Annotated in this window: 20 protein-coding genes and 1 other annotated feature; of the genes, 4 read left to right on the top strand and 16 right to left on the bottom strand. The window is 50.1% G+C overall.

Translation table 11 applies throughout. The features are described 5' to 3' along the window. Position 1: 1 nt before the first annotated feature. The 5 genes from ruvB to KNO95_RS01335 form a co-directional block, all read right to left on the bottom strand. Complete coding sequence (ruvB, locus tag KNO95_RS01355) at positions 2-1,003, bottom strand: Holliday junction branch migration DNA helicase RuvB (RefSeq protein ID WP_026826455.1); 1,002 nt, start codon at positions 1,001-1,003, stop codon at positions 2-4. 10 nt (positions 1,004-1,013) lie between these two features. Further along, positions 1,014-1,601, bottom strand: a complete 588-nt coding sequence (gene ruvA, locus KNO95_RS01350) for a Holliday junction branch migration protein RuvA (protein ID WP_015881166.1) — start codon at positions 1,599-1,601, stop codon at positions 1,014-1,016. Positions 1,602-1,694: 93 nt separating this feature from the next. Beyond that, on the bottom strand, positions 1,695-2,774 hold the full coding sequence (gene nadA, locus KNO95_RS01345) for a quinolinate synthase NadA (protein ID WP_026826456.1): 1,080 nt from the start codon (positions 2,772-2,774) through the stop codon (positions 1,695-1,697). After that, positions 2,737-3,606, bottom strand: a complete 870-nt coding sequence (nadC, locus tag KNO95_RS01340) for a carboxylating nicotinate-nucleotide diphosphorylase (RefSeq protein ID WP_026826457.1) — start codon at positions 3,604-3,606, stop codon at positions 2,737-2,739. The genes nadA and nadC overlap by 38 nt, the downstream gene beginning before the upstream one ends. Beyond that, complete coding sequence (locus KNO95_RS01335) at positions 3,560-4,993, bottom strand: L-aspartate oxidase (protein WP_026826458.1); 1,434 nt, start codon at positions 4,991-4,993, stop codon at positions 3,560-3,562. Before KNO95_RS01335 ends, nadC begins: the two co-directional genes overlap by 47 nt. Before the next feature lie 95 nt (positions 4,994-5,088). Between KNO95_RS01335 and KNO95_RS01330 the strand changes: the two genes are divergently transcribed. The 4 genes from KNO95_RS01330 (at position 5,089) to KNO95_RS01315 (ending at position 8,314) form a co-directional block, all read left to right on the top strand. After that, positions 5,089-6,252 (top strand): cysteine desulfurase family protein, encoded by a 1,164-nt coding sequence (locus KNO95_RS01330; RefSeq protein ID WP_051545984.1) that lies wholly within the window; start codon positions 5,089-5,091, stop codon positions 6,250-6,252. Beyond that, positions 6,197-6,736 (top strand): transcription repressor NadR, encoded by a 540-nt coding sequence (locus KNO95_RS01325; RefSeq protein ID WP_214700676.1) that lies wholly within the window; start codon positions 6,197-6,199, stop codon positions 6,734-6,736. The genes KNO95_RS01330 and KNO95_RS01325 overlap by 56 nt, the downstream gene beginning before the upstream one ends. Positions 6,737-6,841: 105 nt before the next feature. Continuing rightward, positions 6,842-7,420, top strand: a complete 579-nt coding sequence (locus KNO95_RS01320) for a DedA family protein (protein ID WP_026826460.1) — start codon at positions 6,842-6,844, stop codon at positions 7,418-7,420. Positions 7,421-7,540: 120 nt separating this feature from the next. Further along, a complete protein-coding gene (locus tag KNO95_RS01315) occupies positions 7,541-8,314 on the top strand; it encodes an NUDIX domain-containing protein (protein ID WP_026826461.1) in 774 nt (257 codons plus the stop codon). 43 nt (positions 8,315-8,357) lie between these two features. Here the strand turns inward: KNO95_RS01315 and KNO95_RS01310 are convergent, their stop codons facing one another. The 11 genes from KNO95_RS01310 to mreC form a co-directional block, all read right to left on the bottom strand. Continuing rightward, complete coding sequence (locus KNO95_RS01310) at positions 8,358-9,632, bottom strand: hemolysin family protein (RefSeq protein ID WP_026826462.1); 1,275 nt, start codon at positions 9,630-9,632, stop codon at positions 8,358-8,360. 39 nt (positions 9,633-9,671) lie between these two features. Further along, positions 9,672-10,961 (bottom strand): GTPase ObgE, encoded by a 1,290-nt coding sequence (gene obgE, locus KNO95_RS01305; protein ID WP_026826463.1) that lies wholly within the window; start codon positions 10,959-10,961, stop codon positions 9,672-9,674. Then, positions 10,962-11,402 carry a Spo0B domain-containing protein gene (locus KNO95_RS01300; protein ID WP_026826464.1) on the bottom strand — a complete coding sequence of 147 codons (441 nt, stop codon included), beginning with the start codon at positions 11,400-11,402 and terminating at the stop codon, positions 10,962-10,964. It abuts the gene before it with no gap. A 66-nt stretch (positions 11,403-11,468) separates the two neighbouring features. Continuing rightward, on the bottom strand, positions 11,469-11,750 hold the full coding sequence (rpmA, locus tag KNO95_RS01295; protein ID WP_026826465.1) for a 50S ribosomal protein L27: 282 nt from the start codon (positions 11,748-11,750) through the stop codon (positions 11,469-11,471). A 12-nt stretch (positions 11,751-11,762) separates the two neighbouring features. Continuing rightward, complete coding sequence (locus KNO95_RS01290; RefSeq protein WP_026826466.1) at positions 11,763-12,098, bottom strand: ribosomal-processing cysteine protease Prp; 336 nt, start codon at positions 12,096-12,098, stop codon at positions 11,763-11,765. Positions 12,099-12,101: 3 nt separating this feature from the next. Further along, the gene (gene rplU, locus KNO95_RS01285; RefSeq protein WP_026826467.1) at positions 12,102-12,410 is read right to left on the bottom strand and encodes a 50S ribosomal protein L21; all 309 of its coding nucleotides are present in this window, start codon (positions 12,408-12,410) and stop codon (positions 12,102-12,104) included. 15 nt (positions 12,411-12,425) lie between these two features. Next, positions 12,426-12,499 (bottom strand) — a sequence feature (ribosomal protein L21 leader region). A gap of 55 nt (positions 12,500-12,554) precedes the next feature. Beyond that, positions 12,555-13,880 (bottom strand): ribonuclease E/G, encoded by a 1,326-nt coding sequence (locus KNO95_RS01280; RefSeq protein ID WP_214878185.1) that lies wholly within the window; start codon positions 13,878-13,880, stop codon positions 12,555-12,557. A gap of 43 nt (positions 13,881-13,923) precedes the next feature. Next, the gene (minD, locus tag KNO95_RS01275) at positions 13,924-14,781 is read right to left on the bottom strand and encodes a septum site-determining protein MinD (RefSeq protein WP_051545985.1); all 858 of its coding nucleotides are present in this window, start codon (positions 14,779-14,781) and stop codon (positions 13,924-13,926) included. Between the two features lie 5 nt (positions 14,782-14,786). Then, positions 14,787-15,455 (bottom strand): septum site-determining protein MinC, encoded by a 669-nt coding sequence (locus KNO95_RS01270; protein ID WP_235181854.1) that lies wholly within the window; start codon positions 15,453-15,455, stop codon positions 14,787-14,789. A 5-nt stretch (positions 15,456-15,460) separates the two neighbouring features. Beyond that, on the bottom strand, positions 15,461-15,955 hold the full coding sequence (gene mreD / locus KNO95_RS01265) for a rod shape-determining protein MreD (protein WP_051546024.1): 495 nt from the start codon (positions 15,953-15,955) through the stop codon (positions 15,461-15,463). Position 15,956: 1 nt separating this feature from the next. Then, a complete protein-coding gene (mreC, locus tag KNO95_RS01260) occupies positions 15,957-16,847 on the bottom strand; it encodes a rod shape-determining protein MreC (protein ID WP_026826472.1) in 891 nt (296 codons plus the stop codon). Between the last annotated feature and the right edge of the window lie 2 nt (positions 16,848-16,849).

The raw sequence follows: 16,849 nt of genomic DNA, 5'->3' as shown, positions 1-16,849 counted from the left end.
CTTACTCCTCTTCCTCAACATAACCAAAATGCGACTTGGCAAACTGTGTAATCATGCGTCCTCGCGGCGTGCGCTGCAAGAATCCTTGTTGTAATAAATAGGGCTCATAGACGTCTTCAATCGTCTGAGCATCCTCACCGATCGTAGCGGCGAGCGTCTCGAGTCCGACCGGTCCACCTCCGAACCGTTCGACCATGGACCGAAGTAACCGGTGATCGACTTCATCGAGACCGAGCGCATCGACGTGAAGACGGTCGAGCGCGTCGGATGCGAGCACGGGGTCGATTTCTTTCGTTCCAGCCACTTGTGCGAAGTCACGAACACGTCGCAATAACCGGTTCGCGATTCGTGGCGTCCCGCGCGATCGTTTCGCAATCGCTCCGCTCGCCTCAGGTGAAATCGAGAGACGGAACAACTGTGCCGTCCGACTGACAATGGCCGCTAATTCATGCGGTTCATAATATTCAAGCTTCAGTGTGACGCCGAAACGGTCACGAAGTGGTGCCGACAACATTCCGGCCCTTGTCGTCGCTCCGACAAGCGTGAACGGTGGCAGGTCGATGCGCACACTTCGTGCCATCTCGCCTTGTCCGTAGACGATGTCGAGACAGTAGTCCTCCATCGCTGGATAGAGAATCTCTTCGATTGTCCGGCTCAACCGGTGAATTTCGTCGATGAATAAGACGTCTCCCGGTTCAAGTGTCGAGAGGATTGCCGCCAAATCACCTGGTCGTTCAATCGCAGGGCCAGCGGTCGTCTTGATCCCGACACCCATCTCGTTGGCGATGATTTGGGCAAGTGTCGTCTTTCCAAGTCCAGGTGGTCCGTATAACAATACGTGGTCGAGCGTCTCACTGCGAAGTTTGGCGGCCTGAATGAAGACCGACAAATTGCCTTTCGCTTTTTCTTGCCCGATATATTGCTCGAAGCGCTGCGGACGTAAGCTCCACTCTTCAGAGTCTTCATATTGCTGATGAGATTGTGACAACAATCGTTCGTCCATAGCTTCCTCCTTATTTCAATAACAGCTGTAGCGCGCGTTTTATGTACGCGTCGGTCGTCAAGATTTCCCCGCTCAATGCTTTGCGTACTTTCGCAATCTCTCGTTCAGAATATCCGAGTGCGACGAGCGCTTCACACGCCTCGTCTAGTTCTGATGCACCTTGTGCGAACAATCCTTCGTTCGGCACATAATCCGGTGCGAGTTCGGATAGCTTCCCTTTTAGGTCGAGGGCCATCTGTTTAGCCGTCTTCTTACCGACTCCCGGGAACTTCGTCAAATACTTCTCATTCTCGGTTTCAATTGCGTCAATCAACGCATCGATATCGCCAGATGCGACGATGGCGAGCGCTCCTTTTGGTCCAATCCCGCTGACGCTAAGAAGCTTATTGAAGAGCTCCCGCTCCCGGCGTGACCGGAAACCGTATAGCGTCTGTTGGTCTTCACGCACGTAATGATGCGTAAATACGATTACATGTTCGTCTTGTTCACGATAAAAAAACGGGTTAGGCACATGTACTTTGTAGCCGACGCCCGAAACATCTAACGTTATATATTCCGCACACACATAGGCGACGGGTCCTTTTACGAATTCAATCACGGTGTACTCTCCTTTTCGGTCGGAAAAACTGCATTTATTGTACCATAACGGACGACACGAAAAAAGGACAGGCGTTTACCTGTCCTGAAGCGATTACCGTGCCAGCATCCGTTCAAGCGCACGTTTCGACAATTCTGTCGTGTCAGCATCGACACGAATCACATTCACTGGATCGGTCTCGAGTGATTCAAGCGACCAAAGTAGATGTTGCAAGTCGATTCGATTCATCGTGAGGCACGGACACATGAACGGGTTCAATGAGACGATATCAAGATGTGGGTACGTGGCCGCCAAGCGGTTGACGAGGTTCATCTCCGTTCCGACCGCCCATTTCGTCCCCGGCGCACTCGCATCAATCTTGTCGATGATATACGATGTCGATCCCGCCTCATCCGCTGCCTGAACGACGTCAAACGTACATTCCGGATGAACGATGATGCGGTGGTCCGGTTCGCGTTCACGAAACGTCTGAATTTGCGAGACGGTGAACTTCTCATGGACGGAACAGTGTCCTTTCCAAAGGATGACCCGAATTTGTTCGAGCTCGCCTTCCGCAACCAATTCTTCGTGAAGTGGGTCCCAGACGGCCATCGCCTCGAGCGGGACCCCGAGGTCATATGCCGTGTTCCGACCAAGGTGTTGATCCGGAAGAAATAAAATTCGTTCCCCGGCCTCAAGTGCCCATTTGACAATTTCATGGGCGTTTGACGAAGTGACGGTCGCCCCACCGTGACGACCGACGAACGCTTTGATGGCCGCTGTTGAATTGACGTATGTAATCGGTATGATTCCTTCTCCAAATCGTTCCGTCAGTTCTTCCCAGGCAATCTCCGTCTGATCGATATCGGCCATGTCTGCCATCGAACAACCGGCACGCATATCGGGCAAGACGACAATCTGGTCGTCCCGCGTCAACATATCAGCCGTCTCTGCCATGAAATGGACACCACAAAAGACGATGAATTCCGCCTCGCTCATCTGTTCCGCGAGTCGCGCGAGCTGGAGCGAATCTCCTGTCGCGTCTGCGAACTGGACGACTTCGTCTTTTTGATAATGATGTGCCGGCAAGAACAGTCGCTTCCCGAGTCGGTCTTTGACTGCCTGAATCCGCGTCTCCATTTCTTCCACCGAAAGGTTAGCGTACGTCGGTGGAAGTGTTCCGAGTAGTTGCATATTTCATTCCTCCTTGTAAATTCATACTACAGTCAAGCGCGCGCACTGAATGGGTCAATTGCCCGAGGGAGATCACATCGATGCGAATTCCTTTGTATGCGGCAATCGAATCGAGCGTGATGCCCCCGGACACTTCGGTTTTGATATGACGTGGGATATGCCGGACCCATTCTCTCAATTCATCCGGTGTACGATTATCAAGCATCACAATATCTGGTTTCGCCGGAATCGCCTCTAAGAGCTGTGTGAACGTCTCGACCTCGACTTCAATCGGGGTCGTATGCCCCACTTTAGCGCGTGCGGCATGAATGGCCTCTGTCACACCACCGAGTGCGACGATATGGTTGTCTTTGATCATGACGGCATCGTCGAGTCGGAGTCGATGGTTATAGCCGCCGCCGACACGAACCGCATACTTCTCAAGCATACGAAGGCCCGGGGTCGTCTTCCGTGTATCGGTAACGTGAATCGATTCGTCATTGAGAGAATCAACGCACTGACGTGTCATGGTCGCAACACCACTCACGTGTTGAATCACATTCAATAGGACGCGCTCCGTCTCTAAAAGGACACGTGTCTTTCCTTTCAAGACGATCAGTTCGTCGCCGATCGCGATTTGATGACCGTCTTCTTGGCAGAACAAGACATCAAACTGCTGAATCGTAGCAAGTTCTTGAACGATTGGTTTTCCGCAAAAGATCCCTTCTTCTTTCGCAACGATTGTTGCGACCGATTCATCATCCGGGTCAATCAACGCACTCGATAAATCGCCAAATCCGATGTCTTCAATCAAAAAGTTCTGCAGCTGTTCGCGTAGATAAATCGTGTTCATCATACCTCTCCATTTCAAGGATGCTTTGCGCGAGGAGACGCGCTGCATCGAGTTGTAAAGTTTGTTCACTTAATTGTCTTGTCACGTGTTTCGTCAAGGTCAATGATTGGGTATTTTGTAAGAAACATTTCATTTCTTCAAGACTTGGTGAGATTGTCAACCATTTACCGATTTGATGACGTAACGTTCGGAAGTCATCCGGTTTGATGTCGTAAGCCATCGTCTCACTTGACGTAAAGGATGAGTCATGTAGCTGAAGCGCTCGCGCGACCCGTTTCCCGAACACCCAACATTCAAGAAGCGAGTTCGAAGCCAACCGATTCGTCCCATGGACTCCTGTATCCGCGACTTCACCGACTGCGTATAATCCATCAACGCCGGTTCTTCCCATGTCATCCACTTCGATTCCACCCATATGAAAATGAAGACCTGGACGTACCGGAATCCGGTGACGATCAATCCCAAGCTTGTCGCATGTCAAAGCGAGTTTCGGGAAGCGGTCCCGTAGTCGTTTCACTGTCGTCGTATCTAGATAAACAGGTCCCGCTTGTTCAGTCAGGACCCAAGCCACCTCATCTCGAGGAGCGAGACTGCCAAGCGGATGATGCGCCATCACATGGTTTCCTTCCTTATCAACGAGCGTCGCCCCGGCTCCTCGGAGCGCCTCGGTTACGAGGTGAGGCTCATCAGTCGCCAGTAATGTGGGGTGAAATTGAATCCGCTGTAAGTGTGTCAGCTTAGCACCACATCGATTTGCCAGAACGAGACCATCGCCGGTCACGGTATGCGCGTTTGAAGTCCAATCGATCAGTCCACCAATGCCACCTGTCGCCAACACGACAGCACCGGCTTCAATATGTAGGACTTCTTCTTTATGAAACGCCATCGCACCGACGACTCGTCCTTCTTTCATCACCAGGTCATGTACGAGGACGTGTTCGAGCATTTTCACGTTGTCTGACAACGACTGACGTAATTGTCGCATGACATGACGACCCGTCTCGTCGCCACCGGCATGAAAAATTCGATGCGCTCGATGTGCGCCTTCTCGTCCGAGGGCATACTCGCCCTCTTCAAGATCAAATCGGACACCAAATCGCTCCATCTCTTCAATCGATTGACGACCTTCTTCGACGAGAATGTCTACTCGTGCTGAGCACGATGTCATGTTTGAAGCGAACATCGTGTCTTCTTTATGTGCCTCACTCGTCTCCTCAAGATACGAACTCGCAATTCCTCCTTGTGCCAAATCTGAGTTACTCTCCGTCACCCCGCCTTTTGAAACGAGGAGAACAGATAAAGAACCCGGCACATGCAAGGCCGTTGTGACGGCGGCAAGTCCAGTACCAATAATCAAAATGTCAGTTCTCTCTTTGTGTAAAGACACCTGTATATCACCTGTATTCCATATGTAATATTGACTTGTAAACTAGTTTCGCATAATTTTGTGTAGAAGACAACATGAGAAAAGGGGAGTCCATGATGAACCGCTACTTCGACTACGCCGCTACACATCCAATGACACATGCTGCATTAGACCATTACGTGGCTATGGCCCAAAACGTTTATGGGAACCCATCATCACTCCACACACAAGGATATATGGCTGAAGATTATTTAACTGAGGCACGACGTCTATTCAAACAAGCGCTCGGAATTGACGTCTTACGCGGAAAATTATTGTTTACCGGAAGTGGATCTGAGAGTAACTACATCGCGCTCACAAGTTTACGGAAACGTATGAAAGGCAAAGAAGTGATTACGTCTTGGCATGAACATGATTCGGTCTCCCTTCCACTTGAAGAATGGGAACGGGAAGGTGTGATTGTACATCGTTTGAAGTTAAAAGATGGAAAGTTTGATTTGGATCAGTTTACGCACCTACTTGACCGTGACATCGGACTCGTCACGCTCCAACACGTCAATTCCGACACAGGATGGGTGTTACCGCTTCATCACATTCAATGTTTACTGAAGTACAGAAAAATCCTCTTCCATGTGGATGGGGTGCAGGCACTCGGGAAAATCCCAATCTCTGTCGAAGGCATCGACGCCTACTCGTTCAGCGCCCATAAGGTCGGGGGACCAAAAGGCGTGGGGGCGCTTTATATGGAACGATTGATTCCACCGCCATACTATCCAGGTCATCATCAATATGGGATTCGTCCCGGTACGATTGACGTACCCGGAATCAGCTCTTTCGTGAAAGCACTCGGGGAACGACAGGAGCAATTGACGCGTTTTCAGAGAAATTTCATGGCGTTTCGTGCTATCTTGAAAGAGAAGACTTCAAGATATGTCAATTGGCTCGAGTTTGACGAACAAAGTCCCGCTATCTTTTCCTTCGTGTCGCATCAACGCGATGGGCAATGGTGGATGACTGAGCTCGATGATCTCGGGTTCCAAGTATCGGCCGGTTCGGCATGTCGTGCCGGCCAGAATGGACCGAACCGCATGCTCGAAGCACTCGGGTATGAAACGAGTGCCTGCCATGGACTCGTCCGTATTTCCTTCGGCGCACAAACGACCGTCGAAGACACATCGGCCCTCGCCGATGCCATCGTCACTTTAGCAAGGAGAGTCGAACATCATGAACAAACGTTTAGCCGGCGAAGAACGCCGTCGCACTTTACTTCAGCTGATTGAATCGAGCGCTGAACCAATCACAGGATCTGAACTCGCAAGGCACGTATCTGTCAGTCGTCAAGTCATCGTCCAAGACTTGTCGCTCTTAAAAGCGAAAGGTCATCAAATCATCGCCACAGCCCGTGGTTATGTCTATTTGCACGGGGACCTTACTCCGTCTACTTATTCGAAAAAGGTAGCTTGTCGTCACACTGCAAACGAGATGGAGGCAGAAATGAACGCCATCGTTGATGAAGGAGTCACGATCAAAGACGTCGTCATCGATCACCCAGTTTACGGTTCTATCACCGGTCAACTTATGGTGAAGAGTCGACGCGACGTTCGCGCATTTCTCGAACGTGTCAAAACACATGGGGCCTCCCCGCTCTCACAACTGACCGGGGGCTTACACATCCATACGCTCGAAGCAGATCATAAAGAGGCAATCGATGCTGCGGTGAAAGAACTGGACCGCCTTGGCATCCTCGTATCCGAATTAGATTGAAGGGACGTCACGAATATGTGACATCTCTTCTTTTTCTTTTGGTTCATGTCCGTTATACTGATGGATGGAACATCTTTCCTGAAACTTTTGAAAGGAGGACTTGTCATGAACGTTCTCGAGCATTTGCTTGCCGCATGCGGTGTCTTCAGCATCCCCATCGGTATCTTGATTCAATTCATCCCGAACGAACTCGTCCTCGCATACGGCGGCTTTCTCGTTGAATCACATGATGCGCCTTTCTTTCTTATGTTCCTACTGGCGTGGTTTTCATTCACGCTCAGTCAAATCGCTCTTTATTGGATTGGTCGGTACGGCGGTCGTCCCGTCGCCTTAAAACTGTATCGCTATTTTCGAATTCGGTCGGACAAGCAACTTCGGGCCGAACGATGGTTTGAGAAGTACGGGGCTTGGATCGTCTGTCTCAGTCTCTTTTGGCGACAGTTGTTCGCAGTGAGTGCCGGTGTGATGCGTCTGTCATTCCGTAAATTCTTGACAGTGACGACATTGATTTTTGCGGCCTGGTCCTTCGTGTTTATTCATGTAGGGATGATGCTCGGCAATAACTGGCGGATGATCGGGCACTTCATGGACAATGTTCTCCCATTCCTAGCATTTGGAATCGGCACGACCCTCGTCATTCGTCATTTTCGCCACCAACCAAAGCGTTTGAAAGAATCCGCCTAAACGTGACGGATTCTTTTTTTGTTGGAAAGGGAAACGATGGAATCTGTCGAATAAGAACTATGTAAGCGAATTGCGGTCATACATACAGGATACCGCACAACGAAAAAAGGAGGAATCACCATGTTCCATCGTCGCAAAACGTATACGATTCGACCTGAACGCCTGCAAGAATTCACCGACTTTTTTCATACATACATCTACCCGATCCAAGCGTCCCATGGCGCTCGTCTTGTCGGACGCTGGGTGACGGAAGACAAATCTGAGGTCATGGCCTTATGGGAATACCGGGACCGTGAACATTATGAGCAAGTCGAACGGGATTACCGAGGCAGTGCGTTACGGCGAGAAGCGATGAAAAAACGAGCCCGTCTCGGAAAAGACTTGTATATCAAATCGAGCGAAGAGTTCATGATGCCGACGGGACACTATACGCCACCTCGTACTATCGTCTCTGTGACGGCCCATATCACGAACGAAGCGGGCGAGGTCCTACTCGTCAAAAACATGCATCGGAACGACTCGTTCGAAATGCCGGGTGGACAGGTCGAAGAACATGAGTCACTCGTTGACGCCATCCATCGCGAAGTGCGAGAAGAGACTGGTGCAGAAATAGAAGTGGAAGGCATCACCGGGATTTATCAAAACGTCTCATCCCGCGTCCTCTGTGTCACCTTCCGCGCGAAATACGTATCAGGTGAGCTCAGGTCGCAAGCAGGCGAGACGCAAGAAGTCGGGTTCTATCCGATTGATGCGGGTAACGTCGGCGACTATATCAAGCGGGAACATTTCCAAATGCGCTTCCTTGATGCAATCGACCCGATTTATATGCCGTACGCGATTTATAAAGTACGTCCATATGAATTGATTGAACGGATCGAACGCCAGTCGGTATAACAAAAAAAGAGATGATTCGCTATGAGCGAATCATCTCTTTTGCTTATGCTTCTTGCATGTCTTCTTGCTTCGATTGGCCGGTCTCCACTAATAGCTTACGGACGCGACGTTTTTCCACGTGGAGGACGGTGAACGTCATGTCTTCATACATGACTTGCGCACCTTTCTCCGGGATGTCACCGAGCAATTCAACGAACCATCCACCCATCGTGTTTGAATCGATGTCTGGGTCTTTGATTCCCATCTCTTCTGCGAACTCATCAACATCCATATCGGCCATACACTCATACACACCTTCACGGAGACGTCTGAGATAGACGACGGATTCGTCGTGCTCATCCCAAATATCACCGACAAGTTCCTCGAGCATGTCTTCTAGAGTGATCAAACCTGCTGTCCCCCCGAATTCATCGAGGACGACAGCCATGTGAGACTGTTTCTGTTGGAGAATCGGAAGCAGTTCAATCAGTTTTGTCTGCGGTGACACGAACGTGACCGGTCGAATGAGCGAACGGACATCGGTCACTTCATCTCTCATCATCGAACGCAAGAAGTCTCGCTCCGACAAGACACCGATGACGTTGTCAATCGAGTCTTTATAGACCGGTAACCGTGAATGACCACCACTGAAAATCGTATCTTTGATTTCATCGAGCGTATCATCGATGTCGACGGCCAAAATATCAATACGTGGTGTCAGGACGTCATCCACGGAAATGTCGTTAAAGGCAAATGCGCTGTGCACAAGCTCAGCTTCCGTCTCGCCGAGAACACCTTCTTCTTCACCCATATCGACGAGCACTTTCAACTCTTCTTCTGTGACTGATGGCTCTTTATCTTTCATCCCGATGAGACGTAATGTCACATTTTTGAGACCTGTGAACACAACAGTGACCGGTTTGAGGATTTTGACAAGAAAGACAAGAATCCCGCTGATTGCGAGCGAGTACTTCTCTGCGAATTCTTTCGCGAGAGACTTCGGTAAAATCTCACCAAAAATCAAGATGAGAATCGTCGTTACGAATGTCGCAACAAGGAGTCCCGTCCCTCCGGTAAAGATCGTAGTCGCAATCGTAGTCGAGACCGTCGCCGAACCGATGTTGACGATGTTGTTCCCGACGAGGATTGTCGAGAGCGTATCATCGAAATTGTCGACAAGGCTGAGGACGCGCTTGGCACGTTTATCCCCATCCTCTGACATCCGAATCATCCGCACTCGGTTCACACTCGATAAGGCGGTCTCAGATGACGAGAAGAACGCTGACAATAGAATCAAAACTGCATATAGAATTAAACTTGACGAGGGCACAGGGTCCACGTTAGCTTCACACTCCGTTTCTTCTTAACAAATAATTTTTTACTCCACAAATTCGAATTCGAAATCGAGGATTGCGACGACGCTACCGTCTTCGGCACCCAATTTACGAAGATCGTCATCGACGCCCATCTGACGCATTTGACGAGCGAATCGCTTGATTGACTCATCATGGTCGAAGTTCGTCATCTTGAAGAGCTTCTCGATACGTGGTCCCGTGATGACGAAGCGTTCGTATTCATCGATGTGGATTTGATAACCTTTTTCTTCCTTCTCATAACGATACACGACACGAGGCGTCGCTGTCTTCTCTTCAAGCTCATCGAGTGGGAATTCAGGCGTCGTATCGACGAAGTTCGCCACTTCAATCAACAAGTTGCGAAGACCATCTTGAGCGAGTGCAGAGATTGGGAAGACTTTGACATCGTCCCCTACCTTCTTCTTGAACTCTTCGAGATGTTCCTCTGCGTCCGGCATATCCATTTTGTTCGCCACGACGACTTGTGGACGCTCGAGAAGGCGTAAGTTATACGACTCGAGCTCACGGTTGATTGTCGTGTAGTCCTCGAACGGGTCGCGTCCTTCCATTCCGCTCATATCAATCATATGAACGATGACTTTCGTCCGCTCGATATGACGCAGGAATTGGTGACCGAGACCGACGCCTTGACTCGCTCCTTCAATGAGACCAGGAAGGTCGGCCATGACGAAGCTACGGTCGTCCGCTGTCTTGACGACGCCGAGATTCGGTGTGATCGTCGTGAAGTGGTACGCCCCAATTTTAGGACGTGCAGATGAAACGACCGAGAGTAGCGTAGACTTTCCGACAGACGGGAAGCCGACGAGTCCGACATCAGCGAGTAATTTCAACTCGAGACGTAACTCGCGCTCTTGACCTGGTTCTCCGTTCTCTGCAATTTCAGGAGCCGGGTTGGCTGGTGTCGCGAAACGACAGTTCCCCCGTCCACCACGTCCACCTTTGGCAATCGTTGCTTGTTGTCCGTGCTCTGTCAAATCGGCGATGACCGTATCCGTTTGTGCATCGAACACGATGGTACCAGGTGGAACTTTGACGATGAGCGGCTTCGCTTTACGTCCGTGCATCCCTTTTGACATCCCTTTTTCGCCATCATAGGCGATAAACTTCTTCGAATAACGGAAATCAACGAGTGTACGTAACCCTTCTTCTACTTCAAAGACGACATCTCCACCGTGACCACCGTCACCACCTGCAGGTCCACCATCTGGGACATACTTCTCGCGGCGGAAGGCAACCATACCTTTTCCGCCGTCTCCAGCTTTTACAAAAATATTAACCTGATCGACAAACATTTATTTCCCCTCCTTTATGTGAAACGTAGTACTATCTACGTTCTGTTCGTACACATCGGCTGATGGGTTCACACCTGCCGGGACAGTGCCCGTGACGCGAACCATCAGTCCGTCCGTGAACGTCACATGAATCGGCCCGTCCGTGTCTTCTAATAAACGGACAAGCATCTCTGCCACTCGCGCGTCATCGATGGCAAGTTGGTCGGTCGAAATCGTATACGTCATCCGTCCTTCCCAATTCGCTTGAATCACGACAAGGCTCGTCTGCGGCACGTTCAGACGAACGAGCGCACTCTCCTCGTCAGCCTGTTTCCGATAGCGTTCGTAAAGTTCCTCGAGCTTAGTCGGATCGAGTGCCGCATAGAGTGAGATCAATTGAAGCCGATTCATCCATTCGTGACGGACGGTCGATAAGAGCTCGAGTGTCTGTTCTGAATCCATTTGATCCTCTCCTAGAAAAAAAGACTCTAACCAAAAAAGTGGCTAGAGTCTTCTGCGTCGTTCAACTTACGCGCCTGGGTAAACGCTCACTTGTTTCTTGTCGCGACCAAGACGCTCATAGCGTACTACGCCGTCAACTTTCGCAAACAAAGTGTCGTCGCCACCACGGCCAACGTTTTCACCTGGGTGAATCTTTGTACCGCGTTGGCGGTAAAGGATTGATCCAGCTGAAACTGTTTGTCCGTCAGCGCGTTTTGCACCGAGACGTTTCGAAATTGAGTCACGACCGTTTTTAGTCGAACCAACTCCCTTTTTCGAAGCGAAGAACTGAAGGTTCAATTGTAACATGAGGTCCACCTCCTATTGTTCAATTTGGATATATTCACCGTAGCTTTGGGCGATCGTGTCTAACTGCACGAGCATCCCTTCTAATAACAGTTGGGTGCGTTCCATATCCTGCGGTGATAAGTCAGGATACGTCTCGACATAAAAGTAACCACCCTCTGTTTGATCTGCCATTTCTACAAGAAGCGATTGACCCGCAAGCGTTTCGACGGCGTTATAGGCACCAAATATGATGGCTGAAACACCGGCGCACACCAAGTCAGAACCAGGTTCTGCAAAGTTGGCATGACCAGTCACTTCGACAGAGCGAATCAAATTCGCTTCGTCTCGTCTTACCTTGACCCGAATCATAGCTTACGCTTCGATTTTCTCGATGCGAACTTTCGTGTAAGGCTGACGGTGACCTTGCTTACGACGGTAGTTTTTCTTAGCTTTCATTTTGAAGACAGTGATCTTCTTAGCGCGGCCGTGTTTTACCACAGTACCGACAACTTTAGCTCCTTCTACGAGTGGAGCGCCGACTTTAACATCGTCACCACCAACAAAAAGAACCTCACCGAATTCTACAGAACCTTCGACATCAGCATCGAGTTTTTCGATGTAGATTTCTTGACCTGCTTCAACTTTGATTTGCTTACCACCAGTTTTGATGATTGCGTACATATACGTGCACCTCCTTGTTAAACTCAGACTCGCCATCCTGGGCAGGGCAAAAACCTTTAAAAACCCGTTCTGTGCGGTTGTAGCCATTTGGGTGCTTCCAAACGAACTAACGTTATAGATAATACCATTCTCAATTATTCATTGTCAACGACGAGATAAGAAATTCTGACATTCTTCGGACGTTCCATAAAACGCGAACTCTGGATTCCCTTCAACGAGGTGCACCTCGATGTCACATTCGTGCCAAGAAGCATCGTGCCACTTTTTTGGTAGCGAGAGTACGACCGCTTCATATTGATCGTTCAAATCAAGTAGTGCACGTTCGAACTGTGAGAAGATGGCCAGTTTCGAAGGCTTGCCGGCATACGTCATTCGATCTTGAATCGAGCGTCCCGTCCGTTCTCTCGACAACTCGAACAAGCCCATCCGTGTGAATCCATACACCTCGACACGTCGCGGATCACGCGCCCCAAGTTCTTTCATCTTTTTAAGGAGCCGAGTCTGACCTTCTTTCGAACCGCGCAAGAAATCAATAGTGATCATGCCTCCGATGTTACGCAAGCGCAACTGCTCCATGATTGTGTAGAGGGCGGCCTCGTTAATCGTGTCGGCCGCTCGTCCTTTGTCTTTGACGGCAACGTTCTTTCCGCTGTTCACGTCAATGACGGTCATCGTCTCGACTTGTTCGATTAGGACGAATGCCCCTCCGTCTAGCCAGACGGCACGACTCTCAAGCTTCTCGATTGCGCCGTCTAGACGTTTCGCCTCAGGCATTCGTCCTTTCCCGATGTGACGTTTCACGGGGACGTCCAATCGTTCGATTCGTGTTTGTCCTTCTTTGTCATTCAGGAGGACCGATTCGACCACATGGCGTCGTACGAAGTGTTCACATAGTAACTCATCTTGTCCATAACGCTGATCAATCACAACAGTCGAACGTTCACGAAGAAGGTTCAGTTCTTCCTGTAAAGCATCAGGTGCCACTTGCCCGGCTTCCGTCCGAAACAGGACCCCTTCCTCTTCTGAAAGCTCGAGCACCTTCGAGAGACGATCCTGCGTGACAAGGTCAAGCTTCCGACTAAACAATTTCCGCCGACCAAACGGGAAGTAGACGAGATAGCGTCCGCCGAAACGAATATTTTCTGTCACTTTATGATGCTTACCGTTGATTCCTTCTTTCGTCACTTGAACCAGTCGCTTTTCCCCAACGATAGCAGCCTGACCGATTGCCGGTACCTCTGGGTAAGAGGCGAGCGCACGGAGCGTCTCTGCGATCGGCAGGAAGAACGTCGTCTCACCGTCCGTCAAAAAGGCTGCACCGAGCGACGGATGAATCCGTTCGATTGCAGCTTCGACGATCGTACCGACCGACAGTTGGTCGACAAACCGTTCCTCGACTTCAAGTAAACGTTCTCCGTCCACGAGCATCGCCCGCTCAACCGAAGGGGTGCGTTCATAGATTAACTTCATGTGCATCAATCCTTTCGACAGAAAAAGGCAACTTTCGTTGCCTTTACACTTTTTTCATTCCAAACTTCATCATCAGTTTTGCCCAGAAGCCGACCGGTGCCGCGTCCGTCTGAATCGACATGAGCGGGACCGATTCGCCGAGGATACGGCGTGTGATGTTCCGGTACGCCTGTCCGGCATAGTTATCTGGGTTCATCGTGACCGGGACCCCACGGTTTGCAGCAGCAATCACTTCCTCATCGTCAATCACGACGCCGAGCAGGTCAATCGAAAGAATCCGCATGATGTCATCGATGTCAAGCATATCACCTGACTCGACAAGGTGATTCTTGACTCGGTTGACAACCAGCTTTGGTGCATCGATATGCTCCGCTTGTTCAAGCATCCCGATGATCCGGTCTGCATCCTGAACAGCTGCCTTCTCAGGTGTCGTGACGACAATCGCCTCATCCGCTCCAGCAATCGCGTTCATGAATCCTTGCTCAATTCCTGCAGGACAATCAATCAAGACGAAATCATATTCCGTCTTCAACTGATCGACAATCTCCTTCACTTGTTCGGGATTGACCGATGTCTTATCTTTTGACTGTGCTGCCGGGAGTAGGTACATCTCCTCGAACCGTTTGTCACGAACGAGTGCCTGGTTCAATTTACACTGCCCTGTGATGACGTCGACGAGGTTATAAATGCTCCGGTTGTCGAGTCCGAGAATGATATCGAGGTTACGTAAACCGATATCCGTATCGACGAGACAGACCGAGTGACCAGACAAGGCGAGCCCCGTCCCGATGTTCGCGGTCGTCGTTGTCTTACCGACGCCCCCTTTTCCTGATGTCACGACGATGGCTCTGCCGTTTTTCACTTCTTTTTCTGTATGTACAGGCTCCACTACTTGCTCCATTCCACTCACCCTCTCTGTAATTCCATTGCATATGCGTCTTTCAGACCGGTCATGACGTGCCGGAGACGTGTCATCTCAATCCCGTCACTCGTCTGATACGCACAACCCATCTCGATTTCAGGAAGTTCTTCCTCGTCGTCGGAGGTGAGAACATGTTCGCCGATTGCTAAAAATTTCGGATGGAGCAGGCTCGCGGTAATCACCGCTTCTTCCCATCCTTCGACACCCGCACGTACATTTCCTCGTATCGTTCCTAAACAATAGATACTTCCTGTCGCCCGGACTTCTGACCCGGGATTGATATCCCCAATCACGAGCACAGAACCATCAAACGTCAGGACTTGCCCGCTACGAATCGTCCCACTGTGATAGTGGAACGTCTTTCTGCCGTACGTCGCTTTCGCTTCTTCCGTCAACATGACATCGCTCGACAAGTCTTCAATATAAAAAACGCCATGACGAGCGACGACCTCACGAATTTGACGTGACAGCTCCTCGTCAAGATAACGAGTACCCGCATGCAACTTCAGGGCAATCTTCCCGGACGGCGGCTCCATTTCTTGGAGTGTCGCTTCTAAGTCCGTAAGCACCTCGTCGATGCCACTCTTCGGATTGAAGTGAATGGCAATGCCGTTGCGATGTCCTTTAATCGTAATGTGTCGTTTACGCTCCATCATGGCTACCCTCTTTTCACAACAGGTCGTGTCGTCACGTATCGCGTCATCGGATAATAAAGAATCACGATGGCGATGGCATTGACAAACATCGTCCCTGGAATCTGTTCAACCAATAGTGTTTGAATTGTCATCAACGTCCCACCAATCGCCGCCATGATCCCGTAAATCGAAACGGTGAAAACAAGAATCATAAACGTAAATGTGATGGTGACGGAGAAAAAGTTCTCACCTATATATTTTAACACGAAGCTGGCTAAGAGAGGAATGAGTGAAAAAGTAAATACGTAAATTCCGAGCAAGTCGGTGTAGACGATGTCATACAGCAATCCGAATACAAGACCAAACCCGAGCGCCGTTTCCCATCGACCGTACAGACTGACAAACATCAGTCCGATGAGCGTCAATAAGAGAAACGGCGTCGCATAGTGCCAAGAGAAAATCGATGCCCATGTTCCTTCAATAAGAAAAAGGAGGAACAGGGCGATGAACACTTTCATGTTACTCACCCGCTGCTCCTCCTTCCTCGGGACCCGTTAGAAACGGTTCGTCTAGTGTCCGATTAATCACGTACATTTGTGAGAACTCATTGAAGTCGGCCTCCGGTTTAATTCGGGCGACTTGTGAGACCCCGTATTCGTCCGTCTCAATCGACTCGATTGTACCAATGACGAGTCCGGCCGGGTAGCGTCCCCCGAGTCCAGAAGTCGATACGAGTTCTCCTTCTTTCAACTTGACGCTATTCGATACTTTCGTGAAGAACAATTCGTTCGTTTCGGTATCGAATCCGTCAATCGTTCCATATGTCGCTTTTCCATCCGCATCTTTGACGACAGCCGAAACGTTATTCGTCCGATTGTTGTCGCTGAGCAACTGAACTTGTGACGTATAGGCACTCGTCTGGATGACACGACCGACCATCCCACTTGCCGCGGTTACGGCCATGCCTTTCTCAACGCCTCGTTCTGAACCGACGTTGATAGTGACGTAGCGTTGCCAATCGTTCGGTGTACGACCGATGACTTCCGCGGGAATGAGGTCGAAGTCACGTAACGACTTGTCTTTCGCTTCGACCATCTTTCGAAGTTCCTCATTCTCACGACGCAAATCATCCGCTTCAACCGATACCTCGGCGTACTTCGCCAAATGTTCTTTCAGCTGGCGGTTCTCTTCGTAGATATCGCGGACGTCTGAGATGGAAGAGACCGTCGAGTCCATCCATCCGATTGGTACCGCGAACACTCGCTGGAACGTGCCGACCACATCACGCGTGACGTCTTGGTACCAGGCTGATTCCGATCGTCCTCGAATCGAAACCCCTAAAATGACAAAAAACAAGATCAGTACAACTAGCGTGATGATGAGCTTTTTATTACGTACGAATCGGCTCATCG

This window comes from Exiguobacterium sp. ERU653, assembly GCF_018617775.1.
Lineage (GTDB): Bacteria > Bacillota > Bacilli > Exiguobacteriales > Exiguobacteriaceae > Exiguobacterium > Exiguobacterium marinum.
Note: the sequence above shows the minus strand (reverse complement) of the source record. Positions and strands in the feature narration are given on the sequence as shown.